Genomic DNA, 22,759 nt, shown 5'->3' with positions numbered 1-22,759 from the left:
GATTTAGATCCCCGCCGGGATGTTCAACGGATCGCGCTTAATCATTTTGGGCGCGGTCAGCGCCTTCCACTTGCTGAGGGCTGTATGCGCGGATGGAAAGGCGGGGCGTGGCACGAACCGGCCACGGCCCGGTTGGGGCTGCGAATTCTGGCCCCAGGCCCAGATAACCTCGCCGCGCGAGATCGTGTAGCGGCTGTTTGCCGTGACTTCGAACCCCTCGAAAACGTTGTAATCGAGGATCGAATGGTGATTGGTCGGGCTGATCGTCTTGGTGATCTTGGGATCCCATACCGTAATGTCGGCGTCGGCGCCCTCAACTATGGCGCCTTTTTTCGGGTAGATATTCAGTATCTTGGCGACGTTTGTTGATGTGACTGCGACGAATTCGTTCGGCGTCAGGCGTCCGGTTTCGACGCCGGTTGTCCAAAGCACCGGCAGCCGCTCCTCCAGCCCGTTCGAGCCGTTGGGGATGATGCGGAAATCATCGCGACCAGCGCGTTTTTGCTCGGTCGAAAAAGCGGCGTGATCGGTCGCGACGACTTGTAGCGATCCAGCCTGAAGGCCTGCCCAGAGTCCATTCTGATGCTCTTTGGAGCGGAACGGGGGCGACATGACGCGGCGCGCGGCATGGTCCCAATCCTTGTTGAAATACTCGGACTCGTCCAGCGTCAGAAACTGCACCAGCGGCTCGCCGTAAACGCGCATCCCCTTCTGGCGTGCGCGACGGATCGCCTCGTGTGCCTGTTCGCAACTGACATGCACGATATAGAGCGGCACGCCCGCCGCGTCGGCGATACATATCGCGCGGTTCGCCGCCTCGCCCTCGAACTCGGGGGGGCGGGAATAGGCGTGGCCTTCGGGGCCGGTGATGCCTTGGTCAAAGTATTTCTGCTGCATTTCAGCAACCAGATCGCCGTTTTCAGCATGGACCATCGGCAGCGCGCCCAGTTCGGCGCAGCGCTTGAACGAGGCGAACATCTCGTCGTCCTCAATCATCAGCGCGCCTTTGTAGGCCATGAAATGCTTGAAGGAATTGACGCCCATGTCGACGGCGTCCTGCATCTCATTGAAAACGTTCTCATTCCAGCCGGTGATCGCCATGTGATAGCCGATATCGCTGCAAATCTGCGGCGCGGATTTGCGGTGCCATTCATTGATCGCGTTCTTGATGCTGCCATCGGCGCCGGGCAAGCAGAAATCGACCAGCATCGTAGTGCCGCCGCAGGCCGCAGCCCATGTGCCGGTCTCGAAGGTTTCCGCCGCCGTGGTGCCCATGAAGGGCATTTCCAGATGCGTGTGCGGGTCGATGCCGCCGGGGATGACATAGGCGCCTGAGGCGTCGATATACTCGTCGCCCTTGAGATCTTCGCCGATCTGTTTGATCGTCTCGCCTTCGATCAGGACGTCCGCTTTCCACGTGCGGTCGGCGGTGCAGACGGTGCCGCCCTTGATGACTTTGGTGGTCATTGGTTTTCTCCCATCTCAATCCATCGTTTCATAAAGTCGGTTTAGGACGCTGCTGCTGATTTCCGCATCTGGACTGTCGTCGCAAATCTCGCGCACCACGTGGCTCAAATTGGCTACGTCGGCTCCGACTGTGTCAGCTAAGTCGGGATCTGTCATAATGACACCGGCCGCATAGCCATGCAGCCATAGGGCAACAGAATCAGAGCCTACGTAATCCGCATCACGCTCCGTTTGGAAACCACAAGGAATTGTAGGGAGACTGTCAAATGGGTTCGCCATAGCAAGGCCTGTCAGCAGAAAGGTGAATAGAGCGCTGGTCAAGACACCTTTCAACCCTCAATCCCCGCCGTTTCCACCACCGCGTGCAGCAGAACGTCCGCCCCGGCGCGCGCCCATTCCAGCGTGATTTCCTCCGCCTCATTGTGCGACAGACCGTCCACGCAGGGGCACATCACCATCGCGGTGGGGGCAACCTGATTGATCCAGCAGGCATCGTGACCCGCGCCGGAAATTATATCCTTATGCGAATACCCCAGCCGCTCGGCGGCGGATCGGATCGCAGTCACGCAGCCCTCGTCGAATTCGACCGGATCGAAACCGCCGACCTTTTCGAACTCGACCTGCAATTCCATATCGTCGCAGATCTTTTGCGCGGCTTCCTTCATCTGGCCGACCATTTCCGCCAGCTTATTGATATCGGGCGAGCGGAAATCGACGGTGAAGACCGCCTTGCCAGGGATGACGTTGCGCGAGTTGGGGAATACCTGCAACGCGCCGACTGCGCCCACGGCATTTGGCGCGTGCGCGAGGGCGATCTCGTTTACCTTCTCCAGCACGCGCGCCATGCCAAGGCCCGCGTTGCGCCGCATCGGCATGGGGGTCGAACCGGTATGCGCGTCCTTGCCCGTGATCGTGAGTTCGGTCCAGTCAAGGCCCTGACCGTGCGTTACCACGCCGATATCCTTGCCCTCGGCCTCAAGGATCGGGCCTTGTTCGATGTGCAGCTCAAAGAACGCGTGCATCTTGCGCTCGCCCACAGGCTCGTCGCCCTTCCAGCCGATGCGCTTTAGCTCATCGCCAAAGGTTTTGCCCTCGGCATCCTTGCGCGAATAGGCGAAATCCTGATCGAAGAGGCCTGCGAACACGCCCGAGGATAGCATGGCAGGGGCGAACCGCGTGCCCTCCTCGTTGGTCCAGTTGGTGACGACGATGGGGTGCTTGGTCTTGATATCGAGGTCGTTCAGCGTACGGATCAGCTCTAGCCCGGCCAGAACGCCAAGGACGCCGTCATACTTGCCGCCCGTCGGCTGCGTATCCAGATGCGAGCCGACGTAGACGGGCAGGGCATCGGGGTCGGTCCCGTCGCGACGCGCGAACATGTTGCCCATCGTGTCGAGGCCCATGGTGGCGCCGGCGTCCTCGCACCATTTCTGGAACAGGGCGCGGCCCTCGGCATCGGAATCGGTTAAGGTCTGGCGATTGTTACCACCAGCCACGCCGGGGCCGATTTTGGCCATCTCCATCAGGCTGTCCCAAAGGCGCTGGCCGTCTATCCTGAGGTTTTGTCCGGGTGCTGACATTGAAATCGCCTTCCTTGCGTTATGACGCGGGGTCGCATTTTTACCATTTGGTCAAGTAAACGATTGCGGAGCGCGCCGTGCCTGTCAAGAATTGTGTTGGGCCATTGGCGCGCTGGCGATAGGTTGCGCCGTGGCACATGGATGCGAAAGGGGCAAGATGAGCGATACCAAGGCACCCGCAGATCCCGCGCCCAGCCGAATCCAGCGGCGTAATCGCAAGCGTATTCTCGAGGCCGCGCTGGACGTGTTTTCGCAGCATGGCTATCGCGGCGCGACGCTGGACCAGATCGCCGAGCAGGCGGGCCTGAGCAAGCCGAACCTGCTGTATTATTTCGCGGGCAAGGAAGAGATCCATGTCACGCTGTTGCACACCCTGATGGACCGCTGGCTGGACCCTTTGCGCCGGCTTGATCCGCATGGTGCGCCGCTGGACGAGATATTAACCTATGTACGACGCAAGCTGGAGATGAGCGAGGCGTTCCCCCGCGAAAGCCGCCTGTTCGCCAACGAGATTTTGCAGGGCGCACCGCGTATCGCGCCGTTGCTGGAGGGCGATCTGAAGCCGCTCTTTGACGACGCCGTGGCGTTGATAGAGGGCTGGATGGACGCAGGCGCGATTGCTGTGTCAGATGCGCGGCATTTGATCTTTTCGATCTGGGCGACGACGCAACATTACGCCGATTTCGAGGCGCAGATCAGCGTGCTGATGCCGGGCGCGCCAGCGCGTGAGGGTGCAGGCCCCTATCTGGTCGAACTCTACCGCAAGGCGCTGACGCCGGGCGAGGGTTAGGACCGCGTTAATCCTCTGTCGCGATGGCGCTTGGGCCCAAGGCCGGAAACGGGGTAGAGTGCATGCGGGTGGCGGGCCTTTGGTGAGGGCTTCATGGTGGAGTTTTTATATCGGGAACTTGGCGCTGAGGGTGCCGGGCATGACGATGAAACCTTGGCGCGGTTGCGCACAGATCAAATGTTGCGCGCGGTTCGCGTGGCGAGCGGTTTTGGAGTGCGGCCACGGGCGCAGGCGGTGTCGGGGCAGCTCTTGGGCGATGACGAGCCGGGCGGAGACGGCGCGCGGGTTATCGACACGAGCGGCGCTGAGGCGTGGGAGGATCTGGGCAAGCGTCGGGGCGGCGTCAAACATGAGCGCAGGTGTTAACCCGTCCATTTGCAACAGCTTGGCAGGCTGGTCGCCATGCAGAAGGTGACGCTGAATTGGAATCCTGATTTCTGGCCGGACGATCCGGTGGCTCGATGCGACCGTATCTAAAGTGGTGGACCGCTAGGTCGAGCGGGACAGATTTACGACGACAGCGTGGACGCGACGTTTGCCCTGATACGCTGTGGCGATCAGCTTGTGGTCATCTGCCCCGGCAGGCAGGCCCAACTTTTGTTCTAAAAATACTCGCGAATTTTCTCTGGGCAGATATTTCTGCGAAAAATCCCACTATTCTGCTGCGCATTTTCCCGGATTGTTGGGGTGGGTCGTCCAATTTGCGTACTCCGCCTCGACCACCTTGCCAGTGCGCGGATCGGTCTGACCCGGCATCATTTGCTCCATCGTGATGCAGCCTTCGACGGGGCAGACGTTGACGCAGAGATTGCAGGCGACGCATTCGGCATCGATCACTTCGAACACGCGGTCCGCAGACATTGAAATCGCCTGATGCGACGTATCCTCGCAGGCCGCATAGCAGCGGCCGCATTTGATGCACTCGTCCTGATTGATGACCGCCTTGGCGACGTAATTGAGGTTCAAATCCTGCCAGTTGACGGTATTTGGCACTGCGCGCCCAACGATTTCGGCGGTGCTGGTCATCCCCTTTTCGTCCATCCACTGGCTAAGACCCGAGATCATCTCCTCCACTATCTTGAAGCCGTAGGTCATCGCGGCTGTGCAGACTTGCACGTTCCCGGCCCCCAGTGCCATGAATTCGGCCGCATCGCGCCATGTGGTGATGCCGCCGATGCCACTGATCGGCAGGCCGCGCGTGGCCGGATCGCGGGCGATCTCGGCGACCATGTTCAGCGCGATGGGTTTCACCGCCGGGCCGCAATAACCGCCATGCGCGCCTTGCCCGTCGATTGTGGGTTCCGGCGCAAAGAGGTCCAGATCGACCGAGGTGATCGAGTTGATCGTATTGATGAGGCTGACGGCATCCGCGCCCCCCTCCATCGCCGCCTGCGCGGGCTTGCGGATGTCGGTGATGTTCGGCGTCAGCTTGACGATTACCGGCAGATCGCTGTGCTTCTTGCACCAATGCGCGACTTGTCCGACATATTCGGGAACCTGTCCCATGGCGCTGCCCATGCCGCGCTCGCTCATCCCGTGCGGGCAACCGAAGTTCAGCTCGACCCCGTCGCAGCCGGTATCCTCGACGCGGCGCAGGATCTCCTGCCACGCGTCCTCGTTCATGGGCACCATCAGCGATGCGATCAGCGCGTGATCCGGATAGTCGCGCTTGACGCGCTTCATTTCCTCGAGGTTCACCTCCAGCGGGCGATCGGTGATCAGCTCGATATTGTTGAGGCCCAGCAGGCGTCTGTCTGCGCCGTAGATCGCGCCGTAGCGCGGGCCGTTGACATTGACTACCGGCGGGCCTGCCTCGCCCAGCGTCTTCCATACCGCGCCGCCCCAGCCCGCCTCAAACGCGCGGCGGACGTTGTATTCCTTGTCCGTCGGCGGCGCCGAAGCTAGCCAGAAGGGATTTGGGGATTTGATCCCGATAAAGTCGCTGGTGAGGTCTGCCATGTGTTTGCTCCCTTCGCAGGCTGTTCAGCCCTGCTGCGCCATCAGGCTGGCGTGAATGTCCATCGCGGCGTCGCGGCCTTCGGCCACTGCGGTCACGGTCAGGTCGTCGCCGCCCGCCGCGCAATCGCCACCCGCCCAAACGCCCGGAATCGACGTGCGACCAACGCTGGTGACAGCAATCTTGCGCCCGTCCAGATCGGGAAGGCTGGCGCCTTCGAGCGTCTGGCCGATGGCGCGGAATACCTGATCGGCAGCGAGGCGAAATGTCTGACCTGTAGGCTGCAGGTCATCATCGGTATACTCAAACTCGACCTCCCGCACGGCACCATTACCGATCACACAGCGGGGGCTGGCGTTGGTTATGATCCGCACGCCCGAGGACGCGGCCAGATCCTGCTCAAACGCGCTTGCATTCATCCGCTCGCGCCCGCGCCGGTAAACCAGCGTGACGTTCAGCGCGCCTAGCAGCTTGGCCTGCACGGCCGCATCCACGGCGGTCATTCCGCCGCCAATCACCACCACATCGCGCCCTATGGGCAGGGCTGCCACATCGCTGGCCTGTCGCAGATCGGCGATGAAATCGACCGCGTCGCGCACCCCATCCTTGTCCTCGCCGTCCAGCCCCAGCGCGTTGACGCCGCCCAGACCGATGCCAAGAAAGACGGTGTCATGATCGGATTTCAGCTGGTCTAGTGTCAGCGTGTCACCCAGGCTTTGGCCCGTCTTAATCGTGATTCCACCGATCTGCAGCAGCCACTCCACCTCGCGCGCGGCGAAGTCATCGGGCGTCTTGTAACTGGCGATACCGTATTCGTTCAGCCCGCCGGGCTTGGGCCGGGCATCATAGACGGTCACGTCATGCCCCAGCATCGCCAGTCGGTGCGCGCAGGAAAGGCCCGCAGGTCCGGCGCCGACGACCGCTACACGCTTGCCCGTTGGCTCGGCGCGTGTGAACGGATGCACGCCGGCCTCCATCAACGTGTCGGTGGCGTAGCGTTGAAGCTGGCCGATCAGCACCGGCTTGCCCTCGGCCACCTCGCGCACACAGACCTCTTCGCAAAGCGTTTCGGTCGGGCAGACGCGGGCACACATGCCGCCCATGATGTTCTGGCTGAGGATCGTTTTTGCCGCTGCCTCGGGCGTGCCGGTGGCGATCTGGCGGATGAATAGCGGGATGTCGATATCCGTGGGGCAGGCCGTGATGCAGGGCGCATCATGGCAAAAGTAACAGCGATCCGCCGCGACCAGCGCCTCGTGCCGGTCCAGTTTCGGGTGCAGATCCGAGAAGTTCTCGGCGTAGTCTTCGGCAGGCAGTCGGCCTGCAACGATGCCGGGGGTCAGTGCGGTGTCCGTCATGGCGTCCTCCTCAGAAGGGGGTGGCTGACGCCCAGTAAAGCACGTTTCGAAATTTTATCAACTGGTAAAAATTTGGATGTGATTGACGTTGTTTAGCGCTGCGCGGGCGTTTCCTTGTCGCCAGGTAACCCTCTGTTAACCCTTCGCCTGCCAGAGTGGGGGCATGAAATATGCCCAACGCCTTTTTGCGGCGACAGCTCTGCTTTTCGTCGTTGCGTGCAATACGCCCGGCCCGGCATTTCGCGGGGTCGAGCCGGTTCGCATCACTGTGCAGGGCGACACATTCGATGTGCGCGTCGATGGCCTGCAGGCCGAGGCGATGCGCCTGAATACAAGGTGGGCGCCGCGCCTTGATGCTGTCGCGCCGCAGGGCACTGCCGCGATTGAGCAGGTGTCGGGCTGCCGTGTGCGCAAGCTGGACGGCGACGCGGCGCTGATGACGGCGCGACTCGATTGTGGGCAGAGGCTGGCACCGCTGCCGCGCGGAAATACCTACGATTGCGACGTCTACGAGATTGTGGGTGGTCTGGCCGAATTGACGTGCGAGGCGGTGCGCGCGTAATCCGAGGCGCTTGTATATCGCGCCACTTTGGGGCAAGAGCAGGCGCAGGGGGCAGCTACGCCCACCAAGGATGATCGCCATGAACTACAAGGCACAAGGAGCCCCCAAAATGGGCCGCAACGCACCGCGCCATTCAGAGCATAACGAGCCGGGATCGGACAAGGATCCGTTCGGCAAACGCTCGGGCAAGCGCCCCGGCAAGGCTGAACTTCTGGCACGCATGAAGGCCGCGCAGGAGAAGGCCGCTCAAGAAACGGGCGAGCAGGACAAGACCGAAGAGCCGAAGGGCTAGAGCGCCTTTTCCATGTAGACGCTGACGTCATTCGCCTCGTAGGTGCCGAACCGGTCGCAGCGGCGAAAGCCGTACCTTTCGTATAGGCGAATCGCAGCGAGTAGCGCCTCGCCTGTCTCAAGTCGCAGGATAGTCAGGCCCAATCCGCGTGCGTGATCTTCGAGCGCACGCAGGATTGCGGCCGCTACGCCGCGTCCGCGCGCATTCGGTCCGGTGAACATCGACTTCACCTCGCCGTACCCGTCCATCTGCACCAGCGCACCGGTACCCAGAATTTCGGTGCCACTGCGTGCGAGGACAAAGTGCACGTTCGGCGCGCAAAGCGCTTCGAAACCGAGGAAATAGTTTTCTTCGGGCTCGAACAACTCCTGCATCAACGCGTGGCTTTGTTCCAGCAGCGCGTGGGGGCCGGGGTCCAGAGGGCTGCAGGGCTCAACAATTAACATGCGCCTGATCTGCGCCGCCAGAGCGCGCTAAGTCAAGGGTGCGCGCCCATGCACCCTTTCCGTCGCGTCAATATCTTGTGGATAACTGCACCGCGGCCGCCAGATACGGGGGTTTGACCGTTGACAGGACGCCATTAGCACCGCCACATTGCCCCAAACCCGGAATCACGCGAAACCTTAAGGGAGCGAGACACCCTCTTGCGCTTCTCCAAGCTCAAACTGACCGGCTTCAAAAGCTTTGTCGATCCGACCGATCTGATCATCGGCAGCGGGCTGACAGGCGTGGTCGGCCCAAATGGCTGCGGCAAGTCGAACCTTTTGGAGGCGCTGCGCTGGGTCATGGGCGAAAACCGACCGACCGCCATGCGCGGCGGCGGGATGGAGGATGTGATCTTTGCCGGCGCCGCCTCGCGCGGCGCGCGCAACTTTGCCGAGGTGACGATCCATATCGACAATGCCGACCGCCTTGCGCCCGCAGGGTTCAACGACGCTGATCATATCGAGATTATTCGCCGCATCACCCGCGACGTCGGCAGCGCCTATCAGGTCAACGGCAAGGACGTGCGCGCCCGCGATGTGCAGATGCTATTCGCCGATGCCTCGACCGGCGCGCATTCGCCCGCATTGGTGCGGCAAGGCCAGATTTCCGAGCTGATCAACGCCAAGCCCAAGGCGCGCCGTCGTATTCTGGAGGAGGCGGCCGGCATTTCGGGCCTTTACCAGCGCCGCCACGAGGCCGAGCTAAAATTAAGGGGCGCCGAGGCGAACCTGACCCGCGTCGATGACACGGTCGATCAACTGGCTGCGCAGCTCGCCACGCTGGCGCGCCAAGCCCGGCAGGCTGCCCGCTACCGCGCCATCGGGGACGAGCTGCGCAGCGCCGAGGGGCTATTGCTCTACCGTCGCTGGCGCGAGGCGGACGAGGCGTTGAACGTTGCCCGCGCTGAGTTGCGCGAGCGTACAGCGACCACCGCGCGGGCCGAAACGGCCGCGCGCGAGGCGGCGAAAATCCGCACCGCAGCCGATGACGCCTTGCCGTCCCTACGTGAGGAAGAGGCGATCGCCGCCGCCGTCCTGCAGCGGTTGAGCGTCCATCAGGCCAGCCTTGCCGATCAGGAAACCGCCGCGCGTACCCGGATCGAAACGCTGGAAGGGCGCATCACGCAGCTCGCCCGAGACATGGAGCGGGAGGCAGGCCTGAACCGCGACGCGGGCGATACGATGCAGCGCCTTGAGTGGGAATTGGCCGAGCTGACGAAGGCCAGCGAGGGCCACGAGGACCGGTTGGAGGCAGCAGCTGAGGCCGCACGCGAGGCCTCTCAGGTCTTGCAGGCGCGCGAGAGCGATCTGGCCACGCTGACCGAAGATGTTGCGCGCCTGTCGGCGCGGTATCAGTCGGCCCAGCGGCTTTTGCAGGACAGCCGCAAGACGCTGGAGCGCAGCGAAGGCGAGGCGACCCGCGCGCGTGTTGCGGTGGAAAATAGCCGCAACGCGATGAAGCAGGCGGGGCATGATTTCGACGCAGCAGGCAAGGCCGAAAAGGACGCGCAAGCCGCTGCCGAAGCTGCCGAGGCCGCGCTGATAACCGCTGACGAGGCACGCGGCGATACCCAGTCGCGCGAAGCGGATGCCCGCGCCGAACGTAGCGAGGCCGAGGGCGAACTGAGCGCGCTCAGCGCCGAGGTGTCCGCACTGGCGCGTCTGCTCGAGCGCGACACTGCCGAGGGCGGCCAAATTCTGGACCGCCTACAAGTCCAGCAGGGCTATGAAAAGGCGCTGGGCGCCGCGCTCGCCGACGATCTGCGCGCACCGCAGGTCGACGCGGACGGCCCCTCGGGCTGGACAGAACTGCCCGGATACGACGCGCCGCAAGCCTTGCCAGAAGGCATTCCGGACCTGACGCAGAACGTATCGGTGCCAGACGTGCTGATCCGCCGCATGAGTCAGATCGGCCTCGTCGATTCCGACGATGGACCGCGCCTGCAACCGCTGCTGAAGCCCGGTCAACGCCTTGTCAGCGTCGAGGGCGATCTTTGGCGCTGGGACGGTTATCGCGCTTGGGCCGAGGACGCGCCGTCGGCCGCTGCGCTGCGGCTGGAGCAGCTGAACCGGCTGGAACAGCTCAAGCAGATGATGGCCCACGCCACGGCTCGTGCTGATGGTGCGCGCGCCGCGCACGAAACGCTGGGCCGCCAGTTGGCGGAGCGGACCGAAGCAGACAAAGCCGCCCGCGCCGCCCGCCGCGCCGCCGATAGCGCGGTAAACGATGCTGCCCGCGCCCTCAGCCGGGCCGAGGCGGATCGTAATCTGGCGGCCTCCCGGCTCGAGTCCCTAGGGCTCGCAGTGACGCGGCACGAGGACGAGGCGACGGGGGCGCGCGCGCAGTTGGCAGAGGCCGAAAAGGGGCTGGCGGACCTGGGCGATCTGGACGCCGAGCGCGCCCGCGCCGAGGATATCAAGATGACCGTCGAGGCCGCGCGCATCACGATGATGACGCGCCGGTCGTCCCATGACGAGCGGCGCCGCGAGGGCGAGGCCCGTGTGCGCCGTCGCCAAGAAGTGACGAAGGAAATCAGCGGCTGGCGGCACCGTCTGGAGACGGCAGAAAAACGAAGTGCCGAACTGGCTGAGCGCAAGGAGACGTCGGAGGCCGAGCTGAAGGACGCCACAGCAGTCCCCGAACGCCTGGCCGAAGAGCGCGGCACCTTGGCGGCCAAGATCACCGAGGCCGAGGCGCGCCAAGCGTCGGCGCGCGATGCGCTTAGCACCGGCGAAGGCGCGCTGCGCAATGCGACCGAGGCCGAACGCACCGCCGAGCGCGCCGCAGGCGAGGCCCGCGAGGCCCGCGCGCGCAGTGAGGCGCGCACCGACGGAGCCAGCGAGGCGCGCCGCGCCGCGCATCAACGCATCGCCGATGAACTGGAGGTGACGCCCGAGGCACTACTAGAGACGCTCGAAGTCGACGTCGACCGGATGCCGTCATCTGACGCGATTGAGGCCGATGTGAACCGGCTGAAACGTCAGCGCGACGCGCTGGGCGCTGTCAACCTGCGCGCCGAGGAGGACGCCAAGGAAATCGAGGAAGAGCACGGCACGCTGATCGCGGAAAAGACCGATCTGGAAGAAGCGATCAAGGCACTGCGCAGTGGGATAGCCGGCCTCAACCGCGAAGGGCGAGAGCGACTTCTGACCGCATTCGAGCAGGTCAATTCCAACTTTTCCATGCTGTTCAAACACCTCTTTGGCGGCGGCGAGGCAAGCCTCGTGCTGGTCGAAAGCGACGATCCCCTCGAGGCGGGCCTCGAGATCATGTGTCAGCCGCCGGGCAAGAAACTGGCGACGCTCAGCCTGCTGTCGGGCGGCGAGCAGACGCTGACTGCGCTGGCGCTGATATTTGGCGTGTTCCTCGCTAATCCCGCGCCAATCTGCGTGCTGGACGAGGTCGACGCGCCACTGGACGACGCCAATGTGGCGCGGTTCTGCGATCTGCTGGACGAGATGTGCCGCCGCACCGAAACGCGGTTTTTGATCATCACGCACAACGCGGTGACAATGAGCCGGATGGACCGCCTGTTCGGCGTGACCATGGCCGAGCAGGGCGTATCGCAACTGGTGTCGGTCGACCTCAAGAAGGCCGAGACGCTGGTGGCGTGAGACAACAGCGCTTCATTTGTGTCAGACGTGTTGGCCGCCGTTCAAGCCGACGCGATTTTTACAGCCGTCCCAACAATTCGCGCGTCGGCCACGCATCCGCGGCCATCCCCAGTTTTTGCTGCGCGTCCTGCACAGCCGCGCGCGTTCCGGCACCTAGAATGCCGTCGACCTTTCCCACGTCATAGCCATGCGCGGCCAGCTTTTCCTGCAGCTGCTTCATTTGTGACGACGACAGCCCCGGATCGGGGTTGCCGAGGGCCATGACCGGCGCGCCTTCCAGCCTCGTGGCGAAATAGGCGGCGGTCAGAACGTAGGTATAGCTTTGATTCCATTCGAAAAGAACGCGAAAATTCGGATAGGCGATAAAGGCCGGCCCACCGCGTCCTTGGGGCAGCAGGATGTTAGCGGGCAGGTTTTGCGCCAGTCGGCCATCCCGCGATCGCACGCCCATCGCAGCCCACTCCGCGCCGGTTTTTGTGGTGCGCAGCCCGGTCATCGACCAGTCCAGCCCGTCGGGCACAGTGACCTCATGCAGCCACGGTTCGCCTGCGCGCCAGCCCAGATGACGCAACATCCGGCCTCCCGACATCAGCGCATCGGGGGCGGATGTTTTTAGCGATACACGCCCATCACCATCGCCATCAACGCCATTGTCCAGAATGTCCTGCGGCAACATCTGCACCATTCCTATCTCGCCGGCCCAGGCGCCGGTGGTGCGGGCCGGATCGAAATTACCCTGCTCAAATAGCTTCAGCGCGGCAAATATCTGGGGGCGGAACAGCGCCGGGCGGCGGCAGTCATGCGCCAGCGTGACCAAGGCGCTGAGCGTGTTGAAATCGCCCTGAAAGCCACCGAAGTCGGTCTCAAACGCCCAAAAGGCCAGCAGGATGCCCCGGCTCACGCCATGCTCCACCTCGATTTGGTCAAAAACCGCGTCGTAGGATTGCCCCTTGGACCGTCCGGTGTTGAGGCGGTTGGATGAGATCAGATGCTGCGCAAAGTTGGTAAACGGCTTTTGAAAGACGCCCTGTGCGCGATCCGCCTTCAGGACTGCCGGGTCGCGCCGCACCGGGTCGAAAAAGCGATCGACATCGGCACTGTCGTGGCCCCCGCTCACTGCCTCCTGTTTGAGATCGGCTATGAAACCGCCGAAATTGCCGCCGCAGGGCGCGGCGAGCGCTGGCGCGGTGCCAAGCAGCAGTGTGGCGAAAAGGGGCAGAAAACGCATGAAGGGCCTCGTCGGTGTTTGTAGATTTTCGGCACACTACGGGATTTTAGTGGGGGTCTGAAACCGGAAGTTAAGGAAATTGCAGCAGGATCGCATGGTTACACAAGGAGGGCTGCGAGAGTTGCCAGAATCAGGACGGCGCCCCAGGCGCGCCACAGAACCGTGATCGCGGCGTCGATCTGTGCCGGGCCGGCGCGGCGCAGGCCGGCGGGGTTGACGAAAGGATAGTCTTGCGTCTGCCCTGCGTAGGCGCGCGGTCCCGATAGGGCCACGCCAATGCTACGTGCCATCGTGGCTTCGGGCCAGCCCCCGTTGGGCGAGCGGTGCTGGCGGGCATCCGATGCGATGTCCTGCCAGCGGGGGCGCGGGCGGGCAAGCAGAGCGATCAGCGCAGCACTGGCGCGGGCAGGAACAAAGTTCATCACGTCATCCAACCGTGCTGCCGCCCAGCCGAACTGCGCGTGACGCGCTGTGCGGTGCCCGATCATGCTGTCGGCAGTATTTATTGTCTTGTAGAGGACGAGGCCGGGCAGCCCGGCGATAGCCAACCAGAACAGAGGGGCGATGACGCCGTCGCTGAAATTCTCGGATGCCGATTCGATCGCGGCGCGGGTGACCGTCGCCTGATCCATGCCGTTGGTGTCTCGCCCGACGATCATTGCGACTGCGCTGCGCCCTGCTTCAGTTGATTGGCGCAGGCCGGCCGCGACGGCCGCGACATGATCCACCAGTGAGCGCTGCGCGATCAGGATGGCGGCGGCTATGGCAACAATCAGCGTGCCCAACTGGGCCAGCACCACCCCGATGGTCAGAGCGCCAACAGCCAACATTGCCACGGCAAGAACGCCCTTGGCCCGCCGAAACGCCCCCGCGTTTAGACGCATGTCCAGCGCGTCGATTGCGCGACCCATCAGGACCGCAGGGTGAGGCAGGCGGGACCACAGCCAGCGTGGCTCACCCAAAGCGGCGTCCAGCAGCATGGCCAGCGCGAGGATGGCTGGGATGCTCATCGGAGGCCTCCTTTCCGGGGTATTCGCCTGACTTTATGTTCAATCGGATAAATGTGCGCCGCGCAAGGAGGCTAGAGGTTCGGCGGTGTAGATCGGTTGGCAAACCGGCAACGCTAGACCATTTCGAAAATTCTTAACTTGATCGGAATGATTTTCGGCGCATCCTAGTAAGGCGACGACAGCCGGAGGGGATCACCATGGAAATGCACTTGCCGCGCGATGTGCAGGACGGCTTGGATGCCGCCCGCAAGGCTGCGCAACTCAAAAGTCATCGCCTGAGGGTCGAGGCGGGCGGTGTGTTCTACCGAATTCTGCGCGCCTGGCCTGGCGGTTTTGCAGTGGACGCAGCGGATGCGCCGCATCTTGGCGGGCTGGTGGACCTCTACGACGGCTCCCGGCATCTGTCGCGCGGCCTGATAGTCGCAGCCGTCGAGGAGGCGGGCGAGTGGCATTTTGACTACAAGCGCATGACCGACGCGTCGGCGAGTCAGCCAGCCGACTTCGCGCGCGCGCCAGATGCGCCTGCGGGCCTGCTGGAACATGTCGCGCGGCGTCCAGACGACGCCGCATAGCCGGGGCCGGGCGCGCAGACGCCCCAGCCCCGTCACAACCTTATTGAAGATCGGAGAACGCTTTGGTCAAACGCTCGACAGCCTCTTGCACGCGGGCGCGGGGAGTGGCGATGTTGAAGCGCAGATAGTTCTCGCCACCGGCGCCGAAGGTCGGCCCATGACTCACCGCGATGCGCGCCGTCTGCTCAACCCGGCTGGTGAATTCCTCGCGGGTCATGCCGGTGCCGGAAAAATCCACCCATGCCAGATAGGTCGATTCTAGTGGCATCGACGTCACCCCCGGTATCGCGTTTACCCCTGCGTCAAAGATCTGCCTGTTGCCATCGAGGTAGGCGCAGACGGCATCGACCCATGCGGCACCTTCGGGGGAATAGGCGGCCTCGGCCATGAAAAGGCCAAAGGAGTTCGCCGAAAGGCCCAACGCCACCATCCGCGTTGCAAAGCGCGTGCGCAAACCCTCGTCGGGGATGATGACGTTACCGGTATGCGAGCCGGCGATGTTGAACGTCTTGGTCGTCGCGGTCAGCATCGCGAGGCGATCCTCGATCCCGTCGATATTCGCCATCGGGATGTGGCGGTGTCCCGGCATGATCAGATCGTGGTGAATTTCATCCGAGACCAGTATCAGGTCGTGTCGCCGCGCGAAATCGGCGACGCCCTGCAGTTCGTCTCGGGTCCAGACGCGCCCGCCGGGATTGTGCGGTGAGCAGAGGATCACCATCGTCTCGCGCCCGGTCATTTGGGCGTCGTAGGCTGCGAAATCCATCTGATATTTGCCCGACTCCAACGTCAGCGGGCATTCCACCACCTTGCGCCCTGCCGCTTTGATCACTCTTGCGAAGGCGTGATAGACGGGCGTGAACAGGACCACGCCGTCGCCGGGTGCCGTAAAGGCGTCGACGCACATCGCCGTGCCGTTGACGAGGCCATGAGTGGTGAAAATCGCGTCCCTGTCGACGCTCCAGCCATGCCGCTCTTTCATCCACCACTGGATCGCGGCACGGTACGCTCCCTCGTCGCCAAAATACCCGTAAATGCCATGATCGTGCATCGCCGCGATGGCGTTCGAGACGCAGGCAGGGGGGCGGAAATCCATGTCGGCCACCCACATCGCGATCCCATCCTTGGGGCTGACGCCGTATATCGGCTCCATCATGTCCCATTTGCTGGAATGGGTGCCGACGCGGTCGATGATTTCGTCGAAGTTCATGCAGGGTCTCCCTTTTGCGGCCTGCTGCGCAAGCTACCCGACGCAGCGTCGGGTGCAAGGACCGTTGCACCGCGCGTTCGCATCACCTACATGCAAGCCCATGAAAATGCCGATCCTCATACACCCCGATCCCCGCCTGAAAAAAATCTGCGAGGCCGTCACGGACGTCACCGGCGATATGCACCGGCTGGCCGAGGATATGCTGGAGACGATGTATGATGCGCCAGGCATCGGCCTTGCTGCGCCGCAGGTTGGCGTGCTGAGCCGTCTGATCGTCATGGATTGCATCAAGGAAGAGGGCGCGACACCCCGACCCATGGTGATGTTCAACCCCGAGGTAACGGCCAGTTCCGAGGCAATGAACGTCTATGAGGAAGGGTGTCTGTCGATCCCGGATCAATTTGCCGACGTGACCCGGCCCGCCGAGGTCGAAGTGCGTTGGGTCGATATGGACGGAAATGAGCAGAGCGCCGGTTTTGACGGCCTCTGGGCGACCTGCGTGCAGCACGAGATTGACCACCTGAACGGCAAACTCTTTATCGACCATATCGGCCCGATGAAGCGGCAGCTGATCACCCGCCGGATGCAGAAGCTGAAACGCGAAATGGCGCGGGGCTAGCGGATGGTCGTGCGTCGCTGCATTCCTTGGCCGGACAAGCGGCTGCGCAGCGCCGCAACGCCGGTCGATGCGATCACCGACAAGATCCGCGCCCATTGGGACGATATGATTGACACGATGGAGGCGATGCCGGGCGTCGGCCTGGCCGCGCCTCAGATCGGCGTGATGCTGCGCCTTGCCGTGGTCGATGCGAGCGACGTGCGGGGGCAGGCGATCCGCATGGCGAACCCCGAGGTATTGCACGCCAGCGCCCAGATGCGCCCGCATGAAGAGGCAAGCCCGAACCTGCCGGGCCTGTCGGCGCTGGTCGCGCGGCCGCGTGCGGTGACGGTGCGGTTTATGAACGACTTAGGCGAGATCGAAGAGCGTGATTTTGTCAGCCTTTGGGCCACGTCTGTGCAGCACCAGATCGACCATCTGAATGGGCGCATGTATTTTGACCGCCTGACCAAGCTGCGCCGCGATATGTTTCTGCGCAAGGCACGTAAGGTAAAGGATTAGCAATGCGCGTTATCTTTATGGGAACACCTGATTTTTCGGCTCCCACACTCGACGCGCTGATCGCCGCTGGGCATGATATCGCCGCTGTCTATAGCCAACCGCCGCGCCCGGCGGGGCGGGGCAAAAAGGATCGCCCGACGCCGGTTCATGCGCGCGCGCGTGCGCTGGGCCTCGAGGTGCGGCATCCGGTCAGCCTGAGGGATGCAGATGTGCAGGCGGCCTATCGGGCGCTGAACGCCGATGTCGCCGTCGTTGTGGCTTTCGGCCTGATTCTGCCGCAGGCGGTGCTGGATGCGCCAACGCATGGCTGTCTGAACATTCATGCCTCGCTGCTGCCGCGCTGGCGTGGGGCGGCGCCAATCCACCGCGCGATCATGGCTGGCGATGCCGTGACAGGCGTATGCATCATGCAGATGGAGGCCGGGCTGGACACCGGCCCGGTCCTATTGCGCGAGGAGGCGCAGATTGGGGCCGAGGACACGACTGGGCAGCTACATGATCGCCTGAGCGCTATGGGCGCTGGTCTGATTTGCGAGGCGCTGGAGCGGCTGGATACGCTGGTGCCGCAGGCCCAGAGCACCGAGGGCGTGACGTATGCCGCCAAGATAGACAAAGCCGAAGCGCGCGTAGATTGGGGCCGTGACGCCGCCGAGGTGGATCGCTTGATTCGTGGCTTGTCGCCCTTTCCCGGTGCGTGGTGCGAGATCGACGGACAACGCGTCAAGTTGCTGGCCTCACGGCTGGCTGAGGGGCAGGGCGCTCCGGGTGAGGTTTTGGACAATCAACTGACCGTCGCCTGCGGCAAGGGCGCCGTGCAGCTTTTGCGCTTGCAGCGGGCGGGCCGTGCGGCGCAGGATGCGGGTGAATTCCTGCGCGGCATGACTGTGCCTGTAGGCACGCGGCTATAGGCGAGGCGTCATGTTTCCAACCATAATGGGTACGGTCGTGATCGCCGGGTTCGTCGGCTACATCTCGGAAAAATCTGGCTTTACGCGCAACGGTATCCTGCCGTCGATCATCATCTGCATCGGCGGCGCGTTCCTGTTTTACTTCGTGCGGCTGATGTTCGGCATCGGATTTGGCTCGTCCGGGCTGAACGCCATCGCGTCGTCTGTCGGAGCGTTGATCATCGTGCCGTTTCACTGGCGCGGGCGGCGCTGACGGCGCGGCGCTACTCGTGCGGCGGTCGTGCCTTGTAGATCGGCAAGGCCCAGCCGAAGGCGAGCGATCCCGCGCGCAGGGCCCATGTGACGACACCACAGGCACTAAGGACGATGATCGCCTCAAAGCCCAACCGGTCGAGGATGGTCGCGGTGAGCGATCCGGCAAATGCGGCGCTGACGTAAAGCGCGCCCTTGCGCAGGACCAGCGGCACCTCACCGATGACGACGTCGCGCATCAGTCCGCCCATGCAGCCCGTTGTCATGCCCATCAGCACCACGATCGGCATGGGCTGCGTCATCAGCAGCGCCGCCGACACGCCCGCCGGGACGGCGACCGCCAGCGCGAAGGCGTCGAGCCACAAGAGCCAGCGATAGCGGCTTTCAACGAGATGCGCCGTAAAGAAGATCAGCACGGCGGCGCAGACGGCGATCAGGATGTAGGTCGGATCGTTCATCCAAAAGACCGGATGACGGTCCAGCATCACATCGCGCAATGTGCCACCGCCGACCGCTGTCAGGCAGGCGATGAAGGCGAAACCAACGAGGTCAAGCTGCGCACGGCTGGCCACCAACGCGCCAGTCAGCGCAAAGATCAGCACCGAGGCATAGTCGAGTAGGACAGGCGCGGTCATTTGACTGGTTTGCCTTTGAAGGGTGCCATGCCTTCGCGGGCCAACTCGTCCGCGCGTTCGTTTTCGGGGTGGCCTGCATGGCCCTTGACCCATTCCCATGTCACGTCGTGGCGGGCCTGCGCCTCGTCCAGCCGCTGCCAAAGCTCGGCGTTTTTTACCGGCTTTCTGGCGGCGGTTTTCCAACCGTTCCGCTTCCAGCCGTGAATCCAGCCGGTGACCCCGTTTTTCACGTATTGGCTGTCGGTGATGATGGTCAGCTTGGATGGTTTCGCAAGCGTTTCCAGTGCGTTGATGGCGGCCAGCAGTTCCATCCGGTTGTTGGTGGTATTAGCCTCGCCGCCGCTAAGGCAGCGCTCTTTTACGATGCTATCGCCGTCCATTGCGCGCAATAGGGCACCCCAACCGCCGGGGCCGGGATTGCCCGAGCAGGCACCATCGGTATAGGCGAACAGCTTAGCCATGTGAGTGGATCACGATCCAGTCGGCAGGCTCGCCCGAGAGGCCGGTATCACGGCCCGTCCAACTACCCTGCGGGGTGAATTCTGCGGCGGTCAACAGGCCGCGCAATTCGGCCTCGGTGTAGTAGGTGTAGAGGCGGCCCAAGTTGTCGCGCGCCTCGCCCGTGCCGGTTTTTACGCCGATATGAAACAGACCTCCGGGCTTCAGCGCGTGACGCAGCGCTGCCAGATGGCGTGGCATGGCGGCTCGCGGGGCGTGCAGCAGGCTGAAATTGGCCCAGATTCCGTCGTAGATGGTGTCGCCTGTGATGTCGTCAAACGTACCTTGCCACGCAGTAACGCCCGGATGCGCAGCAGCCATGGTGACCATTTCCGGCACGGCATCCATCGCATCCACGTCTAGCCCTGCTGCGCCCATTTGGCCTGCTGCGCGGCCCGGGCCGCAGCCGAGGTCAAGCACGCGCGCGCCATCAGGCATAGCGGCGATGAACTTCACTAGGTGTTTGTCACCTTCCAGATCATCCGTCAGATCGGCATAAGCCTGCGCCTGCGCGCCGTAGATGGCGAGGGTCTTGTCATCGGCGCTCATGCGAAGACGCCTACGGCGAGGCAGGCCAGCGCGATGGCCGTCAGCGGGACGCGCAGATACATCCACCACCCGGGTGCGACGCCGTAGCGCCAGAACAGCCAGTCGAGTCCCAAGAGGCCGATGAAGCCCGCCATCAGCGAGATGCCCGCACTGGACGGTCCGCCCCCGGTCGTAAAGAACGCCCAGAGCGCCGGGATGACTGACAGCGCATAGCCCGCGCTGGCCTGTGTGCCCTCCAGTTTCGTGGCAAAGCCCCAGAGCACGCCGGACATGAACGCGAGGATGATCGCGCCGTAGAACAACATGACATATGGTCCGGAAAAGCGGGGGCCAATGCTGCGGATCGTCCAGTCGGCAAGGCTGGGTTGCAGCACGGTAATTGCACCCCACAGGAACGGGATTAGGCCGGCAAGGCCTAGGATCAGGGCAGAGCGGGGGATACTGCTCATGCGGGTGTCCTCAGCACGCGGGGCACCTTGAACTCGACGTTTTCGACGGCGGTTTCGACCTGCTTGATGGTCACGTCATAGCGCGCCTGAAGCGCCTCGATCACCTCGTTAACCAGTACTTCGGGGGCGGAGGCGCCTGCGGTCACACCGATGGTGCGGATACCTGCAAGGGCGCGCCAGTCGATGTCAGCGGCGCGCTGCACCAGTTGGGCATAGCCGCAGCCCGCGCGCGCGCCTACTTCGACCAGACGGCGCGAATTGGAGGAGTTGGGCGCCCCGACGACCAGCATCGCCTCGCATTCTGCGGCCATCGCCTTGACTGCCGCCTGACGGTTGGTGGTGGCGTAGCAGATGTCTTCTTTGTGCGGCCCCTGAATGGTGGGGAATCGCGCTAGAAGGGCGGCGACGATGCCCTTTGTGTCGTCGACGCTGAGGGTGGTTTGCGTGACATAGGCCAGCGCATCCGCGTCGCGCACGTTCAGGTTGGCTACATCCTCTTCGGCTTCGACCAAGAGGACCGCGCCGGGGGGCAGTTGGCCCATCGTGCCGATAGTTTCGGGGTGACCGTCATGGCCTATCATGATGATTTGCAGACCCGCGTCATGGTGGCGCTCGGCCTCGATGTGGACCTTGCTGACCAGTGGGCAGGTAGCGTCGACATAGATCATCTGGCGGCGATCCGCCTCTGCCGGGACTGATTTCGGCACGCCGTGGGCGGAAAAGATCACCGGGCGGTCGGTGGGGCATTCATCCAGCTCCTCGACGAAAACCGCGCCCTTGGCGCGCAGGTCGTCGACGACGTATTTATTATGCACGATTTCGTGACGCACATAGACCGGCGCGCCCCATTTGGTCAGCGCCATCTCGACGATCTTGATCGCGCGGTCGACGCCCGCGCAAAAGCCGCGCGGTGCCGCGAGATAGAGGGTAAGAGGGGGATTGGTCATATGCGCGCTCCTTGGCGGCAGAGGTAAGGGGTAGGGCGCGGCGCGTCCAGAGGGGACGGCGGAAATGACGCGCTTGACGGGGTGCGAACGGCGCGAAAGGGTTGCGGCGCAAGGAGGCGGGCAATGACATATGATTTGGCGGTGGTGGGCGGCGGTATTCTGGGTCTTGCCCATGCGTGGCATGCTGCTCGCGCAGGGATGCGCGTTGCGGTGTTCGAGCGTGGCGAGGTGGCCGATGGTGCATCGGTGCGCAACTTTGGGATGTTGGCGATTGTCGCTCAACGGCCCGGCCCCGAGCTGGACAGCGCCCGCGCGACGCTGGACTCTTGGCGCGAGGTGGCGGCGGGCGCAGGGCTTGCGCTGCGGCAGGCCGGGTGCCTTTTTGTCGCGAGACAGGATGAGGAGATGGCGGTTCTGTCAGAGTGTGCAGCAAATTCTGATGGTTACGGACAGAACTTCACGCTGTTGAACGGCGACAATGTCCATGATTTCGCGCCCGGTCTCAGCCGCACTGCGCTGGGCGGACTATACAGCCCCGATGCGTGGAAAGTCGATCAGTGCGGGGCTCTGGCGGCAATATCTGGCTGGCTTGCGCGCGAACATGGCGTCACGTTTCACTTTGGGGCCGAGGTCCTCGAGGCGGCGAATGGCCGTGTCACGACGGCAGCCAGTGAATGGCCCGCGCAGCATATCGTGATTTGTGGCGGCGACGATTTCGCCCGCCTTTATCCCGAGGCGTGGACGCAAAGCGGTGTGACCTCCTGCCGCCTTCAAATGCTGCGCACCGCACCGCAACCGGGGGGTTGGCAGCTGGATCCATTCGTTCTGGGCGGCCTCAGCGTGACGCGCTACAGCGCCTTTGCGGAATGCGCGAGCCTGCCCGCGCTCAGATCCCACCAACAAAGTCATCAGGCGGACGCGGTGGCGAACGGCGTGCATGTCATCGCAGCGCAAGAGGCAGATGGCAGCGTAACCTTGGGCGATTCGCACCATTATGGCGCGAACGCAGAGCCGGACGATCCCGGCGCGGTGGACGATTTGATCCTGGGCGAACTGGACGAAAGGATGACCCTGCCCGAGCGCAGCATTGCTGCGCGCTGGGTGGGACGCTATGCGCATTTGGCTGGGCAAAGCCTGCTGCGCCTGCATCCCGCGCCCGGCGTTACGGCGTTGACTGTGACGAACGGGCAGGGGATGACGCATGGCTTTAACGTCGCCGCGCAGACGATTGGTGAAATCACCGAAAAGTGAAATCACAGGCAAGTGGAATCACCG

Annotated in this window: 24 protein-coding genes; 11 read left to right on the top strand and 13 right to left on the bottom strand. The window is 63.3% G+C overall.

Features of this window, described 5'->3' with window-relative positions:
- Nucleotides 1–3: 3 nt before the first annotated feature.
- Together hydA and U3654_RS10600 are read right to left on the bottom strand one after the other, a co-directional pair.
- The gene (hydA, locus tag U3654_RS10605) at nucleotides 4–1,467 is read right to left on the bottom strand and encodes a dihydropyrimidinase (RefSeq protein WP_324751521.1); all 1,464 of its coding nucleotides are present in this window, start codon (nucleotides 1,465–1,467) and stop codon (nucleotides 4–6) included.
- A 329-nt stretch (nucleotides 1,468–1,796) separates the two neighbouring features.
- The gene (locus U3654_RS10600) at nucleotides 1,797–3,047 is read right to left on the bottom strand and encodes a Zn-dependent hydrolase (RefSeq protein ID WP_324751520.1); all 1,251 of its coding nucleotides are present in this window, start codon (nucleotides 3,045–3,047) and stop codon (nucleotides 1,797–1,799) included.
- A gap of 157 nt (nucleotides 3,048–3,204) precedes the next feature.
- Here U3654_RS10600 and U3654_RS10595 point away from each other — a divergent pair, with 157 nt between their 5' ends.
- Both U3654_RS10595 and U3654_RS10590 read left to right on the top strand, forming a co-directional pair.
- Nucleotides 3,205–3,837, top strand: coding sequence for a TetR family transcriptional regulator C-terminal domain-containing protein (locus tag U3654_RS10595; RefSeq protein WP_324751519.1), 633 nt, complete (start codon nucleotides 3,205–3,207; stop codon nucleotides 3,835–3,837).
- A gap of 93 nt (nucleotides 3,838–3,930) precedes the next feature.
- Nucleotides 3,931–4,203: a hypothetical protein gene (locus U3654_RS10590; protein WP_324751518.1), complete on the top strand. Its 273-nt coding sequence runs from the start codon at nucleotides 3,931–3,933 to the stop codon at nucleotides 4,201–4,203.
- Between the two features lie 288 nt (nucleotides 4,204–4,491).
- Here the strand turns inward: U3654_RS10590 and preA are convergent, their stop codons facing one another.
- Together preA and U3654_RS10580 are read right to left on the bottom strand one after the other, a co-directional pair.
- Complete coding sequence (preA, locus tag U3654_RS10585) at nucleotides 4,492–5,796, bottom strand: NAD-dependent dihydropyrimidine dehydrogenase subunit PreA (protein ID WP_324751517.1); 1,305 nt, start codon at nucleotides 5,794–5,796, stop codon at nucleotides 4,492–4,494.
- Between the two features lie 24 nt (nucleotides 5,797–5,820).
- Complete coding sequence (locus U3654_RS10580; RefSeq protein WP_324751516.1) at nucleotides 5,821–7,152, bottom strand: NAD(P)-dependent oxidoreductase; 1,332 nt, start codon at nucleotides 7,150–7,152, stop codon at nucleotides 5,821–5,823.
- Between the two features lie 163 nt (nucleotides 7,153–7,315).
- On the opposite strand from U3654_RS10580, the gene U3654_RS10575 reads away from it, so the two are divergent.
- Nucleotides 7,316–7,714 carry a hypothetical protein gene (locus U3654_RS10575; protein ID WP_324751515.1) on the top strand — a complete coding sequence of 133 codons (399 nt, stop codon included), beginning with the start codon at nucleotides 7,316–7,318 and terminating at the stop codon, nucleotides 7,712–7,714.
- Between the two features lie 79 nt (nucleotides 7,715–7,793).
- A complete protein-coding gene (locus U3654_RS10570) occupies nucleotides 7,794–8,006 on the top strand; it encodes a hypothetical protein (protein WP_324751514.1) in 213 nt (70 codons plus the stop codon).
- On the opposite strand, the gene U3654_RS10565 is transcribed toward U3654_RS10570, so the two are convergent.
- Nucleotides 8,003–8,452, bottom strand: coding sequence for a GNAT family N-acetyltransferase (locus tag U3654_RS10565; RefSeq protein WP_324751513.1), 450 nt, complete (start codon nucleotides 8,450–8,452; stop codon nucleotides 8,003–8,005). The genes U3654_RS10570 and U3654_RS10565 overlap by 4 nt on opposite strands.
- 198 nt (nucleotides 8,453–8,650) lie before the next feature.
- Between U3654_RS10565 and U3654_RS10560 the strand changes: the two genes are divergently transcribed.
- Nucleotides 8,651–12,106: a chromosome segregation SMC family protein gene (locus U3654_RS10560; protein ID WP_324751512.1), complete on the top strand. Its 3,456-nt coding sequence runs from the start codon at nucleotides 8,651–8,653 to the stop codon at nucleotides 12,104–12,106.
- A gap of 58 nt (nucleotides 12,107–12,164) precedes the next feature.
- On the opposite strand, the gene U3654_RS10555 is transcribed toward U3654_RS10560, so the two are convergent.
- Together U3654_RS10555 and cbiB are read right to left on the bottom strand one after the other, a co-directional pair.
- Nucleotides 12,165–13,334 (bottom strand): lytic murein transglycosylase, encoded by a 1,170-nt coding sequence (locus tag U3654_RS10555; RefSeq protein ID WP_324751511.1) that lies wholly within the window; start codon nucleotides 13,332–13,334, stop codon nucleotides 12,165–12,167.
- Between the two features lie 98 nt (nucleotides 13,335–13,432).
- A complete protein-coding gene (gene cbiB / locus U3654_RS10550) occupies nucleotides 13,433–14,344 on the bottom strand; it encodes an adenosylcobinamide-phosphate synthase CbiB (RefSeq protein WP_324751510.1) in 912 nt (303 codons plus the stop codon).
- Nucleotides 14,345–14,541: 197 nt separating this feature from the next.
- Here cbiB and U3654_RS10545 point away from each other — a divergent pair, with 197 nt between their 5' ends.
- A complete protein-coding gene (locus tag U3654_RS10545) occupies nucleotides 14,542–14,916 on the top strand; it encodes a hypothetical protein (protein ID WP_324751509.1) in 375 nt (124 codons plus the stop codon).
- A 40-nt stretch (nucleotides 14,917–14,956) separates the two neighbouring features.
- Here U3654_RS10545 and U3654_RS10540 read toward each other — a convergent pair whose 3' ends face one another.
- Entirely contained in the window at nucleotides 14,957–16,126 is a 1,170-nt protein-coding gene (locus U3654_RS10540) for a MalY/PatB family protein (protein ID WP_324751508.1), read from the bottom strand.
- A 100-nt stretch (nucleotides 16,127–16,226) separates the two neighbouring features.
- On the opposite strand from U3654_RS10540, the gene def (U3654_RS10535) reads away from it, so the two are divergent.
- From def (U3654_RS10535) to U3654_RS10520, 4 genes are read left to right on the top strand one after another with little or no spacing between them, the layout of a single operon-like run.
- Nucleotides 16,227–16,745, top strand: coding sequence for a peptide deformylase (def, locus tag U3654_RS10535; RefSeq protein ID WP_324751507.1), 519 nt, complete (start codon nucleotides 16,227–16,229; stop codon nucleotides 16,743–16,745).
- A 3-nt stretch (nucleotides 16,746–16,748) separates the two neighbouring features.
- Nucleotides 16,749–17,246: a peptide deformylase gene (def, locus tag U3654_RS10530; protein WP_324751506.1), complete on the top strand. Its 498-nt coding sequence runs from the start codon at nucleotides 16,749–16,751 to the stop codon at nucleotides 17,244–17,246.
- Between the two features lie 2 nt (nucleotides 17,247–17,248).
- Nucleotides 17,249–18,154, top strand: coding sequence for a methionyl-tRNA formyltransferase (fmt, locus tag U3654_RS10525; protein WP_324751505.1), 906 nt, complete (start codon nucleotides 17,249–17,251; stop codon nucleotides 18,152–18,154).
- Nucleotides 18,155–18,164: 10 nt separating this feature from the next.
- Entirely contained in the window at nucleotides 18,165–18,407 is a 243-nt protein-coding gene (locus tag U3654_RS10520) for a hypothetical protein (protein ID WP_324751504.1), read from the top strand.
- Nucleotides 18,408–18,417: 10 nt separating this feature from the next.
- Here the strand turns inward: U3654_RS10520 and U3654_RS10515 are convergent, their stop codons facing one another.
- The 5 genes from U3654_RS10515 to ispH are packed head-to-tail and all read right to left on the bottom strand — an operon-like array spanning nucleotide 18,418 to nucleotide 21,484.
- Nucleotides 18,418–19,041, bottom strand: coding sequence for a trimeric intracellular cation channel family protein (locus U3654_RS10515; RefSeq protein ID WP_324751503.1), 624 nt, complete (start codon nucleotides 19,039–19,041; stop codon nucleotides 18,418–18,420).
- The gene (gene rnhA / locus U3654_RS10510; RefSeq protein ID WP_324751502.1) at nucleotides 19,038–19,502 is read right to left on the bottom strand and encodes a ribonuclease HI; all 465 of its coding nucleotides are present in this window, start codon (nucleotides 19,500–19,502) and stop codon (nucleotides 19,038–19,040) included. Before rnhA ends, U3654_RS10515 begins: the two co-directional genes overlap by 4 nt.
- The gene (locus tag U3654_RS10505; RefSeq protein ID WP_324751501.1) at nucleotides 19,495–20,088 is read right to left on the bottom strand and encodes a class I SAM-dependent methyltransferase; all 594 of its coding nucleotides are present in this window, start codon (nucleotides 20,086–20,088) and stop codon (nucleotides 19,495–19,497) included. The genes rnhA and U3654_RS10505 overlap by 8 nt, the downstream gene beginning before the upstream one ends.
- Complete coding sequence (locus U3654_RS10500) at nucleotides 20,085–20,537, bottom strand: DUF3429 domain-containing protein (RefSeq protein WP_324751500.1); 453 nt, start codon at nucleotides 20,535–20,537, stop codon at nucleotides 20,085–20,087. The genes U3654_RS10505 and U3654_RS10500 overlap by 4 nt, the downstream gene beginning before the upstream one ends.
- Nucleotides 20,534–21,484 carry a 4-hydroxy-3-methylbut-2-enyl diphosphate reductase gene (gene ispH, locus U3654_RS10495; RefSeq protein WP_324751499.1) on the bottom strand — a complete coding sequence of 317 codons (951 nt, stop codon included), beginning with the start codon at nucleotides 21,482–21,484 and terminating at the stop codon, nucleotides 20,534–20,536. The genes U3654_RS10500 and ispH overlap by 4 nt, the downstream gene beginning before the upstream one ends.
- Before the next feature lie 123 nt (nucleotides 21,485–21,607).
- On the opposite strand from ispH, the gene U3654_RS10490 reads away from it, so the two are divergent.
- Nucleotides 21,608–22,735 (top strand): TIGR03364 family FAD-dependent oxidoreductase, encoded by a 1,128-nt coding sequence (locus tag U3654_RS10490; RefSeq protein WP_324751498.1) that lies wholly within the window; start codon nucleotides 21,608–21,610, stop codon nucleotides 22,733–22,735.
- The last annotated feature ends 24 nt before the right edge of the window (nucleotides 22,736–22,759 follow it).

The sequence above is a fragment of the Roseovarius sp. Pro17 genome (genome assembly GCF_035599575.1).
Lineage (GTDB): Bacteria > Pseudomonadota > Alphaproteobacteria > Rhodobacterales > Rhodobacteraceae > Roseovarius.
Note: the sequence above shows the minus strand (reverse complement) of the source record. Positions and strands in the feature narration are given on the sequence as shown.

Excerpts from the sequence above, each read along its gene's own strand:
- def (WP_324751507.1), top strand. The coding sequence starts at position 16,227 with ATGAAAATGCCGATCCTCATACACCCCGATCCCCGCCTGAAAAAAATC.
- ispH (WP_324751499.1), bottom strand. The coding sequence starts at position 21,484 with ATGACCAATCCCCCTCTTACCCTCTATCTCGCGGCACCGCGCGGCTTT.
- hydA (WP_324751521.1), bottom strand. The coding sequence starts at position 1,467 with ATGACCACCAAAGTCATCAAGGGCGGCACCGTCTGCACCGCCGACCGC.
- preA (WP_324751517.1), bottom strand. The coding sequence starts at position 5,796 with ATGGCAGACCTCACCAGCGACTTTATCGGGATCAAATCCCCAAATCCC.
- U3654_RS10490 (WP_324751498.1), top strand. The coding sequence starts at position 21,608 with ATGACATATGATTTGGCGGTGGTGGGCGGCGGTATTCTGGGTCTTGCC.
- U3654_RS10555 (WP_324751511.1), bottom strand. The coding sequence starts at position 13,334 with ATGCGTTTTCTGCCCCTTTTCGCCACACTGCTGCTTGGCACCGCGCCA.
- U3654_RS10580 (WP_324751516.1), bottom strand. The coding sequence starts at position 7,152 with ATGACGGACACCGCACTGACCCCCGGCATCGTTGCAGGCCGACTGCCT.
- U3654_RS10570 (WP_324751514.1), top strand. The coding sequence starts at position 7,794 with ATGAACTACAAGGCACAAGGAGCCCCCAAAATGGGCCGCAACGCACCG.
- U3654_RS10595 (WP_324751519.1), top strand. The coding sequence starts at position 3,205 with ATGAGCGATACCAAGGCACCCGCAGATCCCGCGCCCAGCCGAATCCAG.
- fmt (WP_324751505.1), top strand. The coding sequence starts at position 17,249 with ATGCGCGTTATCTTTATGGGAACACCTGATTTTTCGGCTCCCACACTC.
- U3654_RS10590 (WP_324751518.1), top strand. The coding sequence starts at position 3,931 with ATGGTGGAGTTTTTATATCGGGAACTTGGCGCTGAGGGTGCCGGGCAT.
- def (WP_324751506.1), top strand. The coding sequence starts at position 16,749 with ATGGTCGTGCGTCGCTGCATTCCTTGGCCGGACAAGCGGCTGCGCAGC.
- U3654_RS10520 (WP_324751504.1), top strand. The coding sequence starts at position 18,165 with ATGTTTCCAACCATAATGGGTACGGTCGTGATCGCCGGGTTCGTCGGC.
- U3654_RS10515 (WP_324751503.1), bottom strand. The coding sequence starts at position 19,041 with ATGACCGCGCCTGTCCTACTCGACTATGCCTCGGTGCTGATCTTTGCG.
- U3654_RS10600 (WP_324751520.1), bottom strand. The coding sequence starts at position 3,047 with ATGTCAGCACCCGGACAAAACCTCAGGATAGACGGCCAGCGCCTTTGG.
- U3654_RS10565 (WP_324751513.1), bottom strand. The coding sequence starts at position 8,452 with ATGTTAATTGTTGAGCCCTGCAGCCCTCTGGACCCCGGCCCCCACGCG.
- U3654_RS10505 (WP_324751501.1), bottom strand. The coding sequence starts at position 20,088 with ATGAGCGCCGATGACAAGACCCTCGCCATCTACGGCGCGCAGGCGCAG.
- U3654_RS10545 (WP_324751509.1), top strand. The coding sequence starts at position 14,542 with ATGGAAATGCACTTGCCGCGCGATGTGCAGGACGGCTTGGATGCCGCC.
- cbiB (WP_324751510.1), bottom strand. The coding sequence starts at position 14,344 with ATGAGCATCCCAGCCATCCTCGCGCTGGCCATGCTGCTGGACGCCGCT.
- U3654_RS10540 (WP_324751508.1), bottom strand. The coding sequence starts at position 16,126 with ATGAACTTCGACGAAATCATCGACCGCGTCGGCACCCATTCCAGCAAA.
- rnhA (WP_324751502.1), bottom strand. The coding sequence starts at position 19,502 with ATGGCTAAGCTGTTCGCCTATACCGATGGTGCCTGCTCGGGCAATCCC.
- U3654_RS10575 (WP_324751515.1), top strand. The coding sequence starts at position 7,316 with ATGAAATATGCCCAACGCCTTTTTGCGGCGACAGCTCTGCTTTTCGTC.
- U3654_RS10500 (WP_324751500.1), bottom strand. The coding sequence starts at position 20,537 with ATGAGCAGTATCCCCCGCTCTGCCCTGATCCTAGGCCTTGCCGGCCTA.